The organism is Burkholderia sp. AU18528, assembly GCF_002223215.2.
Classification (GTDB): Bacteria; Pseudomonadota; Gammaproteobacteria; order Burkholderiales; family Burkholderiaceae; genus Burkholderia; species Burkholderia semiarida.
The window spans coordinates 1098498-1115437 of record NZ_NKFC02000006.1; the positions used below are offsets into that span (position 1 = coordinate 1098498).

The 16940-nt window shown below is 68.6% G+C and carries 15 protein-coding genes; 8 read left to right on the forward strand and 7 right to left on the reverse strand.

What is annotated here, in order from left to right:
* Positions 1–65: 65 nt before the first annotated feature.
* Positions 66–1715: an IclR family transcriptional regulator gene (locus CFB52_RS21810; protein WP_099317408.1), complete on the reverse strand. Its 1650-nt coding sequence runs from the start codon at positions 1713–1715 to the stop codon at positions 66–68.
* A 177-nt stretch (positions 1716–1892) separates the two neighbouring features.
* On the opposite strand from CFB52_RS21810, the gene CFB52_RS21815 reads away from it, so the two are divergent.
* Together CFB52_RS21815 and CFB52_RS21820 are read left to right on the forward strand one after the other, a co-directional pair.
* On the forward strand, positions 1893–2852 hold the full coding sequence (locus CFB52_RS21815; protein WP_059574490.1) for an MBL fold metallo-hydrolase: 960 nt from the start codon (positions 1893–1895) through the stop codon (positions 2850–2852).
* A gap of 186 nt (positions 2853–3038) precedes the next feature.
* Positions 3039–4421, forward strand: a complete 1383-nt coding sequence (locus CFB52_RS21820) for an MFS transporter (protein WP_099317409.1) — start codon at positions 3039–3041, stop codon at positions 4419–4421.
* On the opposite strand, the gene CFB52_RS21825 is transcribed toward CFB52_RS21820, so the two are convergent.
* A complete protein-coding gene (locus CFB52_RS21825) occupies positions 4418–5218 on the reverse strand; it encodes an SDR family oxidoreductase (protein ID WP_099317907.1) in 801 nt (266 codons plus the stop codon). The two genes, CFB52_RS21820 and CFB52_RS21825, sit on opposite strands and share 4 nt — an antisense overlap.
* 132 nt (positions 5219–5350) lie before the next feature.
* Between CFB52_RS21825 and CFB52_RS21830 the strand changes: the two genes are divergently transcribed.
* Together CFB52_RS21830 and CFB52_RS21835 are read left to right on the forward strand one after the other, a co-directional pair.
* Complete coding sequence (locus tag CFB52_RS21830) at positions 5351–6310, forward strand: GlxA family transcriptional regulator (protein WP_099317410.1); 960 nt, start codon at positions 5351–5353, stop codon at positions 6308–6310.
* 74 nt (positions 6311–6384) lie between these two features.
* Positions 6385–7533, forward strand: coding sequence for an epoxide hydrolase family protein (locus CFB52_RS21835; RefSeq protein ID WP_099317411.1), 1149 nt, complete (start codon positions 6385–6387; stop codon positions 7531–7533).
* 104 nt (positions 7534–7637) lie between these two features.
* Here CFB52_RS21835 and CFB52_RS21840 read toward each other — a convergent pair whose 3' ends face one another.
* Complete coding sequence (locus tag CFB52_RS21840; protein WP_099317412.1) at positions 7638–8129, reverse strand: 2,4'-dihydroxyacetophenone dioxygenase family protein; 492 nt, start codon at positions 8127–8129, stop codon at positions 7638–7640.
* 126 nt (positions 8130–8255) lie between these two features.
* Positions 8256–9206, reverse strand: a complete 951-nt coding sequence (locus CFB52_RS21845; protein WP_059574482.1) for a LysR family transcriptional regulator — start codon at positions 9204–9206, stop codon at positions 8256–8258.
* A gap of 105 nt (positions 9207–9311) precedes the next feature.
* Between CFB52_RS21845 and CFB52_RS21850 the strand changes: the two genes are divergently transcribed.
* Positions 9312–10667: an aspartate aminotransferase family protein gene (locus CFB52_RS21850; protein ID WP_059574671.1), complete on the forward strand. Its 1356-nt coding sequence runs from the start codon at positions 9312–9314 to the stop codon at positions 10665–10667.
* A gap of 49 nt (positions 10668–10716) precedes the next feature.
* Entirely contained in the window at positions 10717–12234 is a 1518-nt protein-coding gene (locus CFB52_RS21855) for a CoA-acylating methylmalonate-semialdehyde dehydrogenase (RefSeq protein ID WP_059608910.1), read from the forward strand.
* A 94-nt stretch (positions 12235–12328) separates the two neighbouring features.
* Here the strand turns inward: CFB52_RS21855 and CFB52_RS21860 are convergent, their stop codons facing one another.
* A complete protein-coding gene (locus CFB52_RS21860) occupies positions 12329–12703 on the reverse strand; it encodes a hypothetical protein (RefSeq protein WP_059574669.1) in 375 nt (124 codons plus the stop codon).
* A gap of 302 nt (positions 12704–13005) precedes the next feature.
* Positions 13006–13806: a LuxR C-terminal-related transcriptional regulator gene (locus tag CFB52_RS21865; protein WP_060310995.1), complete on the reverse strand. Its 801-nt coding sequence runs from the start codon at positions 13804–13806 to the stop codon at positions 13006–13008.
* Between the two features lie 125 nt (positions 13807–13931).
* Between CFB52_RS21865 and CFB52_RS21870 the strand changes: the two genes are divergently transcribed.
* Together CFB52_RS21870 and CFB52_RS21875 are read left to right on the forward strand one after the other, a co-directional pair.
* A complete protein-coding gene (locus tag CFB52_RS21870) occupies positions 13932–15338 on the forward strand; it encodes an APC family permease (RefSeq protein ID WP_059608909.1) in 1407 nt (468 codons plus the stop codon).
* A 72-nt stretch (positions 15339–15410) separates the two neighbouring features.
* Positions 15411–16520: a P1 family peptidase gene (locus CFB52_RS21875; RefSeq protein ID WP_099317413.1), complete on the forward strand. Its 1110-nt coding sequence runs from the start codon at positions 15411–15413 to the stop codon at positions 16518–16520.
* Positions 16521–16673: 153 nt separating this feature from the next.
* Here CFB52_RS21875 and CFB52_RS21880 read toward each other — a convergent pair whose 3' ends face one another.
* The gene (locus CFB52_RS21880) at positions 16674–16886 is read right to left on the reverse strand and encodes a hypothetical protein (protein ID WP_059574472.1); all 213 of its coding nucleotides are present in this window, start codon (positions 16884–16886) and stop codon (positions 16674–16676) included.
* Between the last annotated feature and the right edge of the window lie 54 nt (positions 16887–16940).

Consider the following 16940-nt stretch of genomic DNA (forward strand, 5'->3'; position numbering starts at 1 on the left):
CGTGCCGGCACGGCCTCACGGGGCGAAAGAAAGGGATTCGAGCGTACGTTCGGGAAAAGGGGCGATTACCGGCCGATCCACCCGAAGCGCCACGACAGCCGCCGCGTCGCGGCCCGCAGCGTCTGCGCCAGCTCGCTGTCGGGCCCGCGCGGGAAGCCGCGCGACGCGCCGATGATCGCGATCACGAGCCGGATGCTGCCCGTGTGATCGAACACGGGCGCGGCGATCGTCCCGATGCCCGGCACCGGCGCGTCGAACGCGAAATCGAGTTCGTCCGCGCGGATCGCCGCGAGCCGTGCGCGGAACGCCGCGTCGTCGGGTGCGGCGGACGCGCCGGCGAGGCGCACGGGCTCGTTGGCGAGCAGATCGGCCAGCACGTCGTCGGACATGCCGGACGCGAAAATCCGCCCGATCGCCGTATTGACGAGCGACATCACGGTGCCGACCTGCAGGCTCACGTGCTGCGGCCGCGCCGATTCCTCGAGCCGGATCACGGTCGGCCCGAGCGGCCCGAGCGTCGCGGCGGCCACGCTCATGTCGGTCGCGCCGGCGAGCGCGACGATCTCGGCTTCCGCGTCGCGCGTCGGCGATACGCGCTGCATCGCGATCAGGCCGAGCGCCTGCGCGAGCGGGCCGCCGTCGAAGCAGCCGGCGTCGTCGCGGCTCAACAGGCCGATCTTCTGCAGGCTGACGAGATGCGGAAACGCCTTCGCGGCTGGCATGCCGGCCGCCGTCGCGAGATCGCGCAGCGGCAGCGCGCGGCCCGCCGAGACCAGCGCGAGCAGCAAGTCGCCGGTGCTGTCGAGGGCATTGATCCCGCGTTGCGCTTTCGCGTCGTCGGCGAGCGCGGGCGGCACGCGCGCTGCGGCCAACGCCGGCGCGGGCGTCGGTTCCGCATCCACCGCGCCGAGCGACGCGGTCGCCTGACGCGCCGCGTCGCGCAAGGCCGCCGCGATCGGCCCGTTCCAGTCGACATCGATCGATCCCGTCGAACCGATCACCGTCAACGCGAGTTGCAGGCGCCCGTGTGCATCGAAAACAGGCACGCACATCCCGCTGACGCCGGGGCTGGGCCGGTCGATGCTGCGGTCGATGCCGCGCGCGCGGAGCGCGTCGAGTTCGACGTGCCGCGCATCGGCGTCCGGCGCGGCCGGCTCGCGTTCGGCGCCGGCGAGCGTATCGCCCGCGCCGGCCTGGCTGGCCGCCATCGCGTCGAGTTGCGCGGCGTCGCCGAACGCGCGGAACACGCGGCCGGTTGCCGTCGTGTCGAGCGACATCACCGAACCGACGTGCAGGTTCACGTGCAACGGATAGCCGCCGTGCTCGATGCGCACGATCGTCGGGCCGAGCACGCCCGGCACCGACAACGCGACGCTCAGGCCGACCGTTTCCGCGAGCCGCACCGCATGCGGCAGCGTCGCGCGATAGGCCGGCTGGCGCTCGATCGACATCAGCCCGAGCCGCAGCGACAGCGGGCCGGGCTCGTAGTTGCCGGTGATCGCGTCGCGTTTCACGAGCGCGAGCCGCGTCAGGCTCACGAGATAGGTGTGCGCCTGCGCGGTGGAGAGGTCGGCCGCCGCGGCCAGCTCCGACAGCCCGAGCGGCTTGCGCCGGCGCGCGAGCGCGTCGAGCAGCCGGCCGCCGACCTCGACACTCTGGATGCCGCGCTGCGCCTTGGGCGGCGCATCGTCCGCGCTGACTTCGTGGTTCTGCACGCGATGATTCTTCCGTTGACGAAACCCCGCATGGTATCCGACGCCGTTTTCGGCACCAGCCCGCAGGTTTACCCGTATTAGACAATAGCAAGCTCATTTGCCATTGACAAATATTCGATGCGGGCAGATGATCCGCTCATTCCCCTCAACACATGGCTCGCAGCCACGGAACGCACAATGGCCAAAGCATTCGCCTCCCAAGCCGATCTGGAAGAGAAGAAAGTCACCTGGACGCAGCTGTCCGAGAACGCGTACGCGTACACAGCCGAAGGCGATCCGAACTCCGGCGTGATCATCGGCGACGACAGCGTGCTGATCGTCGACACGACCGCGACGCCCGCGATGGCGCAGGACCTGATCGCGAGGATCCGCAGCGTGACCGACAAGCCGATCAAGCACGTGGTGCTGTCGCATTACCACGCGGTGCGCGTGCTCGGCGCGTCCGCGTATTTCGCCGAAGGCGCGCAGCACGTGATCGCGAGCCGCGGCACGTACGAGATGATCGTCGAGCGCGGCGAGGCCGACATGAAGTCGGAGATCGAGCGCTTCCCGCGCCTGTTCGCCGGCGTCGAGACGGTGCCGGGGCTGACGTGGCCGACGCTCGTGTTCGAGCGCGAGATCACGCTGTTTCTCGGCAAGCTCGAAGTGAAGATCATGCACGTCGGCTCGGGCCACACGAAGGGCGACACGATCGTGTGGCTGCCGTCGCAGAAGGTGCTGTTCTCCGGCGACCTCGTCGAATACGACGCCGCGTGCTATTGCGGCGACGCGCAGCTCGAACAGTGGCCGGCCACGCTCGAGGCGCTGCGCGCGCTCGGCGCCGAGAAACTCGTGCCGGGCCGCGGCCCCGCGCTGCTGAATCCGGCCGAAGTGAACAAGGGCCTCGACTACACGAAGGATTTCGTCACGACGCTGCTCGCGCAGGGCCGCAAGGCCGTCGAGCGCAATCTCGACCTGAAGGCGGCGATGGCGCTCACGCGCGAGGCGATGGACCCGAAGTTCGGCCACGTGTTCATCTACGAGCACTGTCTGCCGTTCGACGTGTCGCGCGCGTTCGACGAAGCGAGCGGCATCACGCATCCGCGCATCTGGACCGCGCAGCGCGACAAGGAGATGTGGGCCGCGCTCCAGGAGTGAATCGCTCAAGGCGGCGGCGCGGTGTTCAGATGACCGCGCCGCCGTTTCCCTGACGGTTGCGGCATTCGCGGCGGCATCGCGCCGCGGAGCCGGCGGCCGTATCCGGTCTCACAAGAAAGCAGGGCGCACGCACGCCCTCGGAGACTGCCGCGCGCTCGACATCGCGCGGCCCGTTTGGAGAGAGACATGCCCCAATCGCTTCCCGCCGAAGCGACGCTCGCGCACGCGAGCGCTTCGGCTTCCGTATCCGACTCCGCAATCGGCGACGCGCTGCTGTTCCGCAAGATCGCGTGGCGGATCGTTCCGTTCCTGTTCCTCTGCTACGTCGTGTCGTTTCTCGACCGCATCAACATCGGCTTCGCGCAGTTGCAGATGAAGCACGACCTCGGCTTCAGCGATGCGATGTACGGCCTCGGCGCCGCGGTGTTCTACGTCGGCTACGTGTTCTGCGAAGTGCCGAGCAACATGCTGCTCGCGCGGTTCGGCGCGCGCCGCACGTTCACGCGGATCATGCTGCTGTGGGGCCTCGCGTCGACCGGGATGATGTTCGTATCGCAGCCGTCGCATTTCTACGTGCTGCGCTTCCTGCTCGGCGTGTTCGAGGCCGGCTTCTTCCCCGGCATCGTGCTGTACCTGACCTACTGGTTTCCCGCGAACCGGCGGGCGGCGGCGATCTCGGTGTTCTTCGCGGGCGTCGCGGTGGCCGGCGTGCTTGGCGGGCTGTTGTCCGGGTGGATCATGCGCGACATGAGCGGCGTGCTCGGGCTGCACGGCTGGCAGTGGATGTTCGCGATCGAAGGCGCGCCGGCGATCCTGCTCGCGTTCGCCGCGTTCACGTTGCTCGTCGACCGGCCGCGGGACGCCACGTGGCTCACGGCCGACGAAAAGGCGCGCGTCGCCACGCTGTGCGCCGAAGGCCGCGTACACGGCCACGGCAGCACACCCGGCAGCGCGCACGACGGGCGCGGCGTGATGGCCGCGCTCGCGAACCCGCGCGTGTACCTGTTCGCGTTCATCTATTTCTCGCTGACCTGCGCGTCGCTGACGCTCAACTTCTGGATGCCGCTGATGATCCGCGACTTCGGCGTGACCGACGTCGTCGCCGTGAGCCTCTACACGGTCGTGCCGAATGCGGTGGGCGCCGTGGGGCTGGTGCTGATCGCGCGCCGCTCGGACCGCACCGGCGAGCGCCGCAAGCACTTCGCGTGCTGCACGATCGGCGGCGGCCTCGCACTCGCGGCGCTGACGCTGCACCTGCACAGCTTCGCTGCGATGCTCGCGTGCCTGTCGATCGCGGCGACGCTGATCTTCGCCGCGCTGCCGATCTTCTGGGCCGTGCCGACCCGCTACCTGTCCGGCAACGCGGCCGCGGCCGGGATCGCGCTGATCAGCAGCATCGGGATCACGAGCGGCATCGTCAGCCCGTGGGTGATCGGGATGATCCGCACGCGCACGGGCAGCATGGATCTCGCCGTGTACCTGCTCGCCGCGCTGCTGGTCGCGAGCGGCGTGGCGCTGATGCTCGGCGTGCGCGCCGCACCGCGCGGCGCGGGCCCCTCCGGCAACTAGCGCGCTACGGTGTAACGCGGCGCGGGCGTATCGGCCGACAGGTGCCGCGCCATCGTGCGGCGCGCGGCCTCGTACGCCTCCCATTCGTCGCCCGCGTGCAGCGACGGGATCGTCACGAGTTCGCCTCGATCGAACCCGACCAGGGCGGCATCGACCATGTCCTGTGCGGTCATTACGATTTCCTTCGGCAGATGCTCGAGCGGCAGGCCGCCCGTCTGCCAGAAATCGGTGGCCGTCGCGCCGGGCAGCACGGCCTGCACCTGCACGCCCTGGTCGGCGAGTTCGTGATGCAGCGACTGGCTGAACGCGAGCACGAACGCCTTGCTGCCGCCGTACACGCCGTTCAGCGTTTCCGGCGAGATCGCGACGATCGACGAAATGTTGATCACCGCGCCGCGGCCGCGTGCGACGAAGCCGGGCACGGCCGCATAGGTCAGCCGCGTGAGCGCGGTCACGTTCAGGTCGATCATCCGCGTCATCGCGTCGACGTCGCTGTCGAGCAGCGGCGCGTGCGTGCCGACGCCCGCGTTGTTCACGAGCAGCGTGATGCTCGCGTCCTGTTTCAGCTTCGCTTCGACGGCGGCGAGCGCCGCGCGGTCGTTGAGGTCCGCGTCGACGATCTCGACGCTGCGCCGCGTGTCGTTCGTGATGCGCTCGGCGAGGGCGTTCAGCCGGTCGCGGTTGCGCGCGACCAGGATCAGGTCGTAGCCGCGGCGCGCGAGGCGGTCCGCGTACACTGCGCCGATGCCCGACGACGCGCCGGTGATGAGGGCGGTACCACGATGTGCTTGCGTCATGATGTGCTCCGTTTCGATGAGGGTGGCCGGATGGCGTGAACGCATTCTGGCCTCGACGCGCCGCGACATAAATGACGTAGATGGGTATGATTTCGGACATCGGGCCAATCGGCACACGATCGGAGAGCGCATATGCACCGAATCGGCTTCTTGATCAGCGACGGTTTCCAGATCATGGCGCTCGCCGCGCAGTCGGTGTTCGAGTACGCGAACATCGGGATGGACGCGCCGTTCTACGCGATGGACAACTATTCGGTCGACGGCGGCGACGTGCGCTCGTCGCTCGGGCTGCCGGTCGCCACGCGCGCGCTGCGCGGGCGGCTCGGCGTCGATACGTGGATCGTCGCGGGCGTCAACGATCCGCTCGCCGCGCCGGCGCCGGCCGGCGTCGTCGCCTACCTGCGCCGCGCGCATGCGCACGCGCGGCGGATCGCCGGCATCTGTACGGGTGCGTTCGTGCTGGCCGAGGCCGGGCTGCTCGCGCAGCGCCGCGCGACCACGCACTGGGCGTTCGGCCGCGACATGCAGCGGCACTATCCGGAGATCCGCGTCGAGGACGACCGGATCTTCATCGTCGACGGCCCGATCTGGACGTCGGCCGGGATGACGGCCGGGCTCGATCTCGCGCTCGCGATGGTGGAGAAGGATCTCGGCGCCGACGCCGCGCGCTCGGTCGCGCACAAGCTGGTGATGCATCAGCGCCGCGCCGGCGGCCAGTCGCAGCATTCGGAAATGCTCGAGCTTGCGCCGAAATCCGACCGGATCCAGAACGCGCTGAACTATGCGCGGCAGCATCTCGGCCGCGCACTGACGGTCGAGGAGCTGGCCGAGGCCGTGCACCTGAGCCCGCGCCAGTTCAGCCGCGTGTTTACGCTCGAAACCGGGCAGTCGCCCGCGAAGGCGATCGAGCGGCTGCGGCTCGAATCGGCGCGGCTGATGATCGAGCAAAGCCGCCATCCGCTCGACGTGATCGCCAAGGAGAACGGTTTTCGCGACCGCCGGCACATGCGCGACGCGTTCGTGCGCGGGTTCGGCGTGCCGCCGCAGGCATTGCGGCGCGACGCGCGCACGGACGAACGGGAAACGCGCTGACGCACGCGGCCGCCGCCAGCGCGGGTCCGAAAAAGCGCGCAGAATCGCGTCGACATGTTTCGCGAGGAGACACGATGCGCGCCGAGCCGTTCGATATTGCGATACCCGATCAAGCCCTTGACGACCTGCGTCGGCGCGTGCGCGACAGCCGCCCGCCGAACCTCACACCGGCCGAGCCCTGGCAGCAGGGCGTCGACGGCACGTGGCTGCGCGAACTGGCCGCGTACTGGGCCGACGGCTTCGATTGGCGCGCGGCGGAACGTGCGCTGAACCGGCTGCCGCAGTTCATCGCGGACGTCGGCGGCCGGCGCGTGCATTTCGTGCATCGGCGCGGCACGGGGCCGAAACCCTATCCGCTCGTCGTCACGCACGGCTGGCCCGGTTCCGCATTCGAATTCCACGCGCTGATCGATCGCCTGTGCGATCCGGCCGCGTTCGGCGGCGATCCGGACGACGCATTCGACGTCGTCGCACCATCGCTGCCGGGCTTTCTGTTTTCTCCCGCACCGGCGGCGCCCGGCACGTCGGCGCGCCAGGTCGCCGACTGCTGGGCGGAATTGATGGCCGGCCTTGGCTACCCACGGTTCGGCGCGCAGGGCGGCGACCTGGGCGCGGGCGTGTCGGTCGCGCTCGGCGCGCGGCATGAGGGCGTGGTCGACGGCATCCATCTGAACTACCTGCCCGGCAACTACGAACCGCCGATCGACGCGACGCGGCCGCTGACCGACGACGAGCAGGCATTCCTGACGCAGCGCGGCGAGTGGGCGGCGCTCGAAGGCGGGTACGCGCACGTCCACATGACGAAGCCGCGGACGCTGGCCGTCGCGCTCAACGATTCGCCGCTCGGGCTGGCCGCGTGGATCGCCGAGAAATTCCGTGCATGGAGCGATTGCGACGGCGACGTCGCGCGGCGTTTTTCGCACGACACGCTGCTGACGGGCATATCGCTGTACTGGTTCACGGGCTGCATCGGCTCGTCGATGCAGATGTATTGGGAAAACCGGCTGCAGCCGATGCGGTTTGCGGCCGGGCAACGCGTGGCGGCGCCGGTCGCGTTCGCGCGTTTTCCGAAGGAGATCAGCCGCCCGCCGCGCAGTTGGCTCGAACGTGTGTTCGACGTCGCGCAGTGGACCGACATGCCGAGCGGCGGCCATTTCGCCGCGATGGAGGAGCCGGATCTGCTGGCCGACGATATTCGGCGGTTTTTCAGGCGGTTTCGGTAACGAGCGGGGTGGCCGGCGAAGCGGGCCGGCGGCCATTCGGGTAATCGGCCGCGGCGCCGCCGCGCGGATCGCGCGGCGCCGACGTCGCCTGTCTTGTCGCGTAGTTACCGCGTCACGAACGCCGTGGCCGCATCCGGCGCCGTCCGTGCATGCTTGCGCTGGCGCAGCAGCGCGACGCGGCAGTTCTCGCGCGCCGTTTCGCGGCCGTCGTCGTCGAGCAGCACGAGGTCGCCGCGCATCACGTTCAGCGTGATCACATCCTCACCCGGCGCGCCGAGCGTTTCCGGCGTATGCACCGAGCCGGCCGGTTCGAGCACCGTCGAACCGGCGCGCGCGACCCAGTCGTATTCGCGGTAGCGCCACGCCCCCTGCAGCGTATGGACGAACACCTCGCCGTCGTGACGGTGGCGCGGCAGCGTGCCGCCGGCCGGCATCTTCAGCAGCGCGGTGAGCGTGTCCTCGGCCGCATTGATGTGCAGGTATTTGATCGCGAGCCCCGGCAGGTCGGCGCTCATCGGCAGCCACGGCAGCGCGTCGCCGGGCAGGCACGAGATCGGCGGCAGGTTGGTGGAGAGCGGGGCGGACGGCTGCGTCATGGCGGAAGGCGGCGTGGAAACGGAAAGAGGTTGGCATTATCGCAGAGCGTCGCGACCCATTTCGTCGCACTCAGGCGGGCGTGGCCGGGCCCGCGCGGCGACGGGGCCTGACCGAGCCGGAAACCGCTACGCCGCCGGCCGCACCGCCGCATGCGCGGCTTCGAGGCACGACTGGAACAGCAGCGCGGCCCGCGACGGCCGCGGCGAGCGCCGCAGCAGGCTCACGAACCGGCACTGGTAATTGAACCGGTGCGGCGCGACCGGCTGCATCAGCCCCTTGTTTTCGAAACTCTCCGCGTAGTGATCGGGCAGGAAGCCGAGATAGCGGCCGGACAGGATCAGCGTCGCGATCGATTCCTGGTCCGACGCGGTCGCGCTGCGGGTGAGCTTCGCGCGATGGCTCAGTTCCATGTTCGGCGAATGGAAACCGAGCCCGGCGAATGCGTGATTGCGGATCGTCGTCCACGTGAGCTTGCCGTGCGGCGCGTCGAACAGCGGATGCTGGCGGCCGCAATAGAGCAGCATCCGTTCGTCGAACAGCGACGAATACACGAGGCTGCCCGAGTTGCGGTGCGCCGGAATGATCCCGACCTGATAGCTGCCGTCGATGATCCCGCGCTCGACCTCGTTGATCGACGCGACGTGCAGGTTCAGCGCGACGTCGGGCGCTTCGTCCGCGAATTGGCGAATCGCGTCGCCCAGGCGCGCATGCGGATTGGTGGCCGTCTTGTCGAACACCGCGATGTGCAGTTCTCCGCCCATCCTGTCATGAATACCGTCGATCCTGCTGCGAAATGCTTCCATCGACGCCAGCAGCCGCAGCGTTTCCTCGTACACCGTCTGCCCCTCGGGCGTCAGCGTGAAGCCCGCGCGGCCGCGCCGGCACAGCACGAGGCCGAGCCGCGTTTCCAGATCCTTCACGTGCCGGCTGATCGTCGAGATGCCGATATTCAGTTCCAGCTCGGCCGCCGCCATCCCGCCGCACTGCACGACGCCCTTGAAGACTCGCAGCAGGCGCAGGTCCATGTCGCTGAGCTGCCCGAGCAGCGCGCGGCTCTTCGGTTTCTTTGCTTGCATGGATGAGCAAGTGAACATTGATATTGCGATATTCAAAAGACTAATTGGCGTCCCGACAATGTGCAACATCATTACCAGGAGGAGGGGCGCGCCGCGCCGACCGACATGACCGACATCACCACCGCCCAGCACGACGAAACCAACCTCCGCACCGACGCCGCGTGGCTCGATGCGCACTGGATGCCGTTCACGGCCAACCGCCAGTTCAAGGCCGATCCGCGCCTGATCGTGTCGGGCAAGGGCGCGTATTACACCGACGCCGAAGGCCGCAAGATCTTCGACGGCCTGTCGGGCCTCTGGTGCACGGGCCTCGGTCACGGCCGCACGGAAATCGTCGAGGCCGTGAGCCGCCAGGTCGCGCAGCTCGACTACGCGCCGGCCTTCCAGTTCGGCCATCCGAAATCGTTCGAGCTCGCCAACAAGATCAAGGAACTCACGCCGGCCGGCCTCGACTACGTGTTCTTCACGGGCTCGGGCTCGGAAGCGGCCGACACGTCGCTGAAGCTGGCCCGCGCGTACTGGCGCGCGAAAGGCAAGGGCACGAAGACGCGCCTGATCGGCCGCGAGAAGGGTTACCACGGCGTGAACTTCGGCGGCATCTCGGTCGGCGGGATCGGGCCAAACCGCAAGCTGTTCGGCCAGGGCCTCGACGCCGATTTCCTGCCGCATACGCAACTGGCCGAGAACAAGTTCTCGCGCGGCATGCCGGAGCACGGCGCCGAGCTGGCAGACCGCCTGCTCGAGCTGATCGCGCTGCACGACGCATCGAACATCGCGGCCGTGATCGTCGAGCCGTTCTCCGGTTCGGCGGGCGTGGTCGTGCCGCCGAAGGGCTATCTGAAGCGCCTGCGCGACATCTGTACCGCGCACGACATCCTGCTGATCTTCGACGAGGTGATCACGGGCTTCGGCCGGGCCGGCGCGATGACGGGCGCCGACGCATTCGGCGTGGTGCCGGACATCATGAACTTCGCGAAGCAGGTGACGAACGGCACGCAGCCGCTCGGCGGCGTGATCGCGACGAAGGAGATCTACGACACGTTCATGGCCGCGGGCGGCCCCGAGTACATGCTCGAGTTCCCGCACGGCTACACGTATTCGGCGCACCCGGTCGCCTGCGCGGCCGGCGTCGCGGCGCTCGACCTGCTGGTGAAGGAAGACGCGGTGGCCCGCGTGCGCGATCTCGCGCCGCATTTCGAGGCGGCCGTGCACGGGCTGAAGGGCCAGCGCCACATCGCGGACATCCGCAACTACGGGCTGGCGGCCGGCCTGACGATCGCCGCGCTGCCGGGCGAGCCGGCACGGCGCCCGTACGAAATCGCGATGCGCTGCTGGGCGAAGGGCTTCTACGTGCGCTACGGCGGCGACACGATCCAGCTCGCGCCGCCGTTCATCGCCGAGAAGCGCGAGATCGACAACCTGGTCAACGCGCTGTCCGATGCACTGAACGAAGTCGACTGAGCCACGGCTCGCCCGCAGCGACAACCGAATTCACGATAGAGCCCGAACCATGAAACACGACAGCAATGTGACCTCCACCGTCGGCCACCTGATCGACGGCAAGCGCGTCGACGGCGGCAGCCGCGTCCAGCCGGTGTTCGACCCGGCCACCGGCGAATCGCACAAGAGCGTCGCGCTCGCCGACAAGCCGACCGTCGAAGCCGCGATCGCGTCCGCGCAGGCCGCGTTTCCGGCATGGCGCAACACGCCGCCGCTGAAGCGCGCCCGCGTGATGAGCCGCTTCAAGACGCTGCTCGAGGAGCACGCGGAAGAACTGTGCGCGCTGATCACGGCCGAGCACGGCAAGGTGCTCGCCGATGCGATGGGCGAACTGCAGCGCGGGATCGAGAACGTCGAGTACGCGAGCTACGTGCCCGAGCTGCTGAAGGGCGAGCACAGCAAGAACGTCGGCCCCGCGATCGATTCGTGGAGCGAGTTCCAGGCGCTCGGCGTCGCGGCCGGCATCACGCCGTTCAACTTCCCGGTGATGGTGCCGCTGTGGATGTGGCCGATGGCCGTCGCGTGCGGCAACACGTTCGTGCTGAAGCCGTCCGAGCGCACGCCGTCGTCGACGCTGCGCATGGCCGAGCTCGCGCTCGAAGCCGGCCTGCCGCCGGGCGTGCTGAACGTCGTGAACGGCGACAAGGAAGCGGTCGATACGATCCTGACCGATCCGCGCGTGAAGGCGGTGAGCTTCGTCGGCTCGACGCCGATCGCCGAATATATCTACGCGACCGGGTGCGCGCACGGCAAGCGCGTGCAGGCGCTCGGCGGCGCGAAGAACTTCGCGGTCGTGATGCCGGATGCCGATATCCCCAACGCGGTGAACGCGCTGATGGGCGCCGCGTACGGCTCGTGCGGCGAGCGCTGCATGGCGATTCCGCTCGTCGTCGCGATCGGCGACGAAACGGGGGACCAGGTCGTCGCGGGGCTGAAGGCCGAGATCGAGAAGATGAAGGTCGGCCCGGGCAACGGCGCGGGCGTCGACATGGGCCCGCTCGTCACGCAGCAGCATTTCGAGAAGGTCACCGGTTTCGTCGAGGCGGGTGTGGCGGCGGGCGCGACGCTCGTCGTCGACGGTCGCGGCGTGAAGGTCGACGGCCATGACGGCGGCTACTACCTCGGCCCGTGCCTGTTCGACAACGTGAAGCCCGGCATGCCGATCTATCAGCACGAGATCTTCGGGCCCGTGCTCGGCGTGATCCGCCTCAAGTCGCTCGACGAGGCGATGGCGCTGATCGATGCGCACGAGTACGGCAACGGCACGTGCCTGTTCACGCGCGACGGCGAAGCGGCACGCTACTTCAGCGACAACATCCAGATCGGGATGGTCGGCATCAACGTGCCGTTGCCGGTGCCGGTCGCGTATCACTCGTTCGGCGGCTGGAAGCGTTCGCTGTTCGGCGATCTGCACGCGTACGGCCCGGATGCCGTGCGCTTCTACACGAAGCGCAAGACGATCACGCAGCGTTGGCCGTCCGCCGGCGTGCGCGAAGGAACGGTGTTCAGCTTCCCGTCGAACCGCTGAGCTGACGCGCGCACCGGCTGCATCCAGCCGGTGCGACCTGCGGAACTGCCAGGGCCCGCCCCGATCGCCGATCGGCGGCGGGCTTTTTACGTGCTTACGGCGCGACCACGTGCCACACGTTCTTGAAGTTGTCGCCGTTGCGCTCGCCCTGTTTCATGTCCTTCGAGAAGAAGTACAGTGGCTTGCCCTTGTACGCCCATTGCGGGCTGCCGTCGTCGCGCTTGACGATCGTGTAGGGGCCGACCGGTACGTCGGTCGCGCTGGCCTTGTACGGCGGCCAGAGGGTTTCGCATGGGCCTGAACAGGCGCTGGTGCCGGCGTTGGGCTTGTCCTTGTCGAATGTGTAGACGGTCATCCCGTTCGCGGCGACGAGTGCGCCGTTTTCTTCCTTCGTGATGGAACCCTGGGCCGTGGCCGAAGCTGACGCAATGGCGAGCAGGGCGGAGCTGACGAGCAGCGCGGCTTTCATGAGTGCCTCCTGATAGTCCGGTGAGCGGCCGCGATCGCGCACGGGCGAGCGTGCGCCGGAATCGCGATGAATGGTGCCGGAGCACGGCGCCGTCGCCGCCCGCCCGCGCGAGCGAGCGACCCGGGGCGAATGGCGGCAAACGGGCGCCTTCTTCACGATAGGCGGTTTTTGGCGACGCTGCGAGAAGATCGGGGGGCATATCGGCCGCACGTAGGCCGCGCGCAACGGCGCGACGATCGTCGTCATGCGTCGGTATTCGGCGTCCGTCCCCGAGCCCGGCCCGCGCGTGCCGGCCGACGCACTCATCCGGCCGCATCGTCCCCCAGCGCCTGAATGAACCGCGAAAACAGCTCCGGCTGAGACGAAATCCCGAGCTTCGCGTACACATGCCGCCGATGCACCTTCACCGTTTCGGGTGAAATCGCGAGCCGCTCGGCGATCGCCTTCGACGAATTGCCGCGCAGCACCATGCGTGCGATCGACATCTCGCGGTCGGTCAGCACGCCCGCGCCGAAGCGTGCGAGCGCCTGCTCGACGCGCGCGCCGAGATCGGCATCGGGCGTCGCGCGCGCCGCATCACCCACCAGCCGCCAGTGCTGCCGGATGACCGCGAGCACCCACGGCATCGCGGCCGTCAGCTTGCCGAGCGGCTCGACGTCGAAGCGCGCCGATGCACCGAGCGACAGCGACAGCAGCGTATCGGCATTCGGCCGCACGAGAATCTGGATCTCGTCGTCGCCGACCGCGTCGCGGAAATAGCTCAGGAAATACTCGCTCTGCCGAAACAGGTCCGGCGCGACTTCCTCGAGCCGGTAGCAGCCGTCGGCGAGCCCGTCGTGCGCGGCCTGCAGGAACGGATCGAGCAGATATAACCCATTGAGGTAAAGCGGTACCGGCGACGCGGTATCGGTGCCGCCCGTGTCGTATTCGTCGAGCACGAGCGGCACGCCGTCGCGGCCGACCGCGGTCGCGAGCGCGTTGTCGAACGGCGCCATTTCGTTGAGCAGCAGCACGAGGAACCGCCAGAAGCGCGGCTGGCCGAGATGATCGATTGCGCGGCCGAGCGCCTGGTGCATCGCGATTTCGGAAAAGAGACGATCCATACCACCACCGGAAGGGCGTAACACGAAGGGGGAATAGCGGTCCTGAAATTGGCTTCCTAGACTGCCACGCAATCAATCGGGCCCGAGTATGGGTGTTCAAAAAAACGCGGCACAGGAAGAACGAAATGGCGATGATGTCGGAATCCAAGGGCACGCTGCAAGCGGCCTCTGCAACGGAAGACGCGCCGCGCGCGCTGTCGCAGACGCTCAGCGTGCGCGACGCAGTGATGATCACCGTATCGGGCGTGACGCCGGCCAGCTCGATCTTCGTGATCGCGCCGTTCGCGATCCAGCAGGCCGGCAGCGGCGCCGTGCTGTCGTTCGTGCTCGGCGGCGTGCTCGCGCTCGCTTTCGCGCTCTGCTATGCGGAACTCAGCGCCGCGCACCGCAGCGCGGGCGGCGAATACGTGATGGCCAAACGCGTGTTCGGCACGCTGCCCGGCTACCTGACCTTCATCACGGTGCTGTCCGTCAGCGTGTTCATCCCGGCGGTGCTCGCGAGCGGCGCCGCGCCGTACCTGAACAACGCGCTCGGCACGCACTTCGGCAACCAGTCGGTCGCGCTGACGATCGTGCTGCTCAGCTATCTGCTCGGCATGCTGAACATCAAGACGAATGCGTGGATCACCGGCGCGTTCCTGGTCGTCGAAATCGGCGTGCTGATGTTGATCGCGGGCCTCGGTTTCGGTTCGCCGCAGCGCGGCGCCGACGTATTGATCGCACCGGTCGTCGCGAGCGGCAATGCGCTCGCGCCGGCCACGCTCGCGGCCATCGTGCCCGCGATCGGCACCGCGATCTTCTGCTACAACGGCTTCGGCTCGGCCGCCTATCTCGCGGAAGACCTGCGCGGCGGCAACCGCAACGTCGCGAAGGCGGTGATCTATTCGCTGCTCGTGATCCTCGTCGTCGAACTGGTTCCGCTCACCGCCATCGTGCTCGGCGCGCCGTCGCTGACGGAACTGACGAAGAGCGCCGATCCGATCGGCTATGTCGTGCGCTCGCTGAGCAATCCGGCCGTGTCGCGCGTGGTCAGCGGCGGGATCTTCCTGTCGGTGTTCAACGCGATCATCGCGATCGTGATCACGATGGGCCGCCTGCTGTACAGCAGCGGCCGGCATGCGCTCTGGTCGCGCACCTGCAACCGCGCGTTCTCGACGATCCATCCGCGCCTCGAATCGCCGTGGCTCGCGACGATCGCGCTGGCCATTCCGTCGGCCGGGCTCGTGTTCGTGTCGAGCCTCGACGAGCTGACCGCGTTCACCGTCGACCTGCTGCTGCTGATCTACCTCGTCGTCGGGCTGGCCGCGCTCGCGAGCCGGTTCGTGCGCCGCGACGTCGAGCATCACTACCGGATGCCGCTGTGGCCCGTGACGCCGCTCGTCGCGGTGGCGGGCGCCGCGTATACGCTCTACACGACGCTCGCGACGGCGACGAAGCCGACCGACCTGATCATCATCGCGGGGCTGCTGGTCGCGGCGCTCGCGATGTACGTGGCCTGGGCGCGCCACAGCGAAGCATTCCGCGCGCTCTGAGCACCGGATCGACATCTTGCAGCACCGAAACATCGAACCATTGAAAGATTGAAAGACTGGAGGAATCGCATCATGCGCACGAGGGATCTCGGCATCCGCATCGGCCTCGGCACGCCCGGCCGCTTCAACGCGATCACGGACGTACCGGGCGTGCGGGTCGGACACTGCACGCTGAACGTCGAGAACGGCGACGCGTCGATCCACACCGGCGTCACCGTCATCGAGCCGCGCGCGGGCGCCGCGCACGATTCGCCGTGCTTCGCGGGCGTGCACGTGCTGAACGGCAACGGCGACGCGACCGGGCTCGAATGGATCCGCGAAGCCGGCCTGCTGACGACGCCGATCGCCTATACGAACACGCACAGCGTCGGCGCGGTGCGCGACGCGCTCGTCGCGAACGAACGCGAAGCGGCGGCCGGGCGCGTGTACTGGTGCATGCCGGTCGTGATGGAGACCTACGACGGACTGCTGAACGACATCTGGGGGCAGCACGTGAATGCCACACACGTCTCGCAGGCGCTGGCCGCCGCGCAGTCGGGGCCGATCGCCGAAGGCGGCGTGGGCGGCGGCACGGGCATGATCTGCCACGAGTTCAAGGGCGGCATCGGCACCGCGTCGCGCGTGCTGGCGAGCGATGCGGGCGGCTGGACCGTCGGCGCGCTCGTGCAGGCGAACTACGGCGTGCGGGAGATGCTGCGCGTGGCCGGTTATCCGGTCGGCGAAGTGCTGCGGCACGTGCATTCGCCGTTTCGCGAAGCAGGCGCGAAGGGCGAGGCCGGCATGGGCTCGATCGTCGTCACGATCGCGACCGATGCACCGTTGCTGCCGCATCAATGCACGCGTCTCGCGCAGCGCGCGGGCGTCGGGCTCGCCCGCGTCGGCGGTGGCACCGAGGATTCGAGCGGCGACATCTTTCTTGCGTTCGCCACCGGCAACGACGGCTTGCCCGCGGCGAACTACGGCAGCAAGGGTATGCCGACCAGCGGCGTGCGGATGGTCAACAACGACCATATTTCCGCGCTGTTCGTCGCGGCGGCCGAAGCGGTGGAGGAGGCGATCGTGAATGCGCTGGTCGCGGGCGGCGACGTCGAGTCGCGCGGGGCGCGGGTCGAAGGGATCGGGCCGGCGCGCTTGCTGGATGCGTTGCGCGAAGTGGGCTGGCGGCCGGGGCGCGGCGCGTGAGACGGCAAGCGCGGCTTCAATCGAAACGGCGTGGGGCGGAACGGCGGTGTGGCGATCGGCCGGGCCGCGATCGGCCGGGCCGCCGCCCGCCCGCGGATGCGATGCATGCGATGCGGGCGATGCGGGCCTGGCCGTGACGACGTCGCATCATGCTCAGCTGCCGAAGTAGATGTTGCAGAAGCTGACGGGGCCGACGCACGCGTTCGGGTCCTCCTGCTTCGATTGCGCACGATCGACGCGACCGGCGGCCTGGACCGCCTCGGCGCGGTTCGCCTGTTGCGGTGCGGCGTCTGCCGGCGCCGGCTGCGCGTGGGCGACGGCAGCGGTGAGCGACAGGGCAACGAGGGCGAGGTGCAGCGGCTTCATTTGGGTTCTCCTGGGTGGGTGCCAGCCTCGCTGGCAGTGAGGAAACTATAGGCT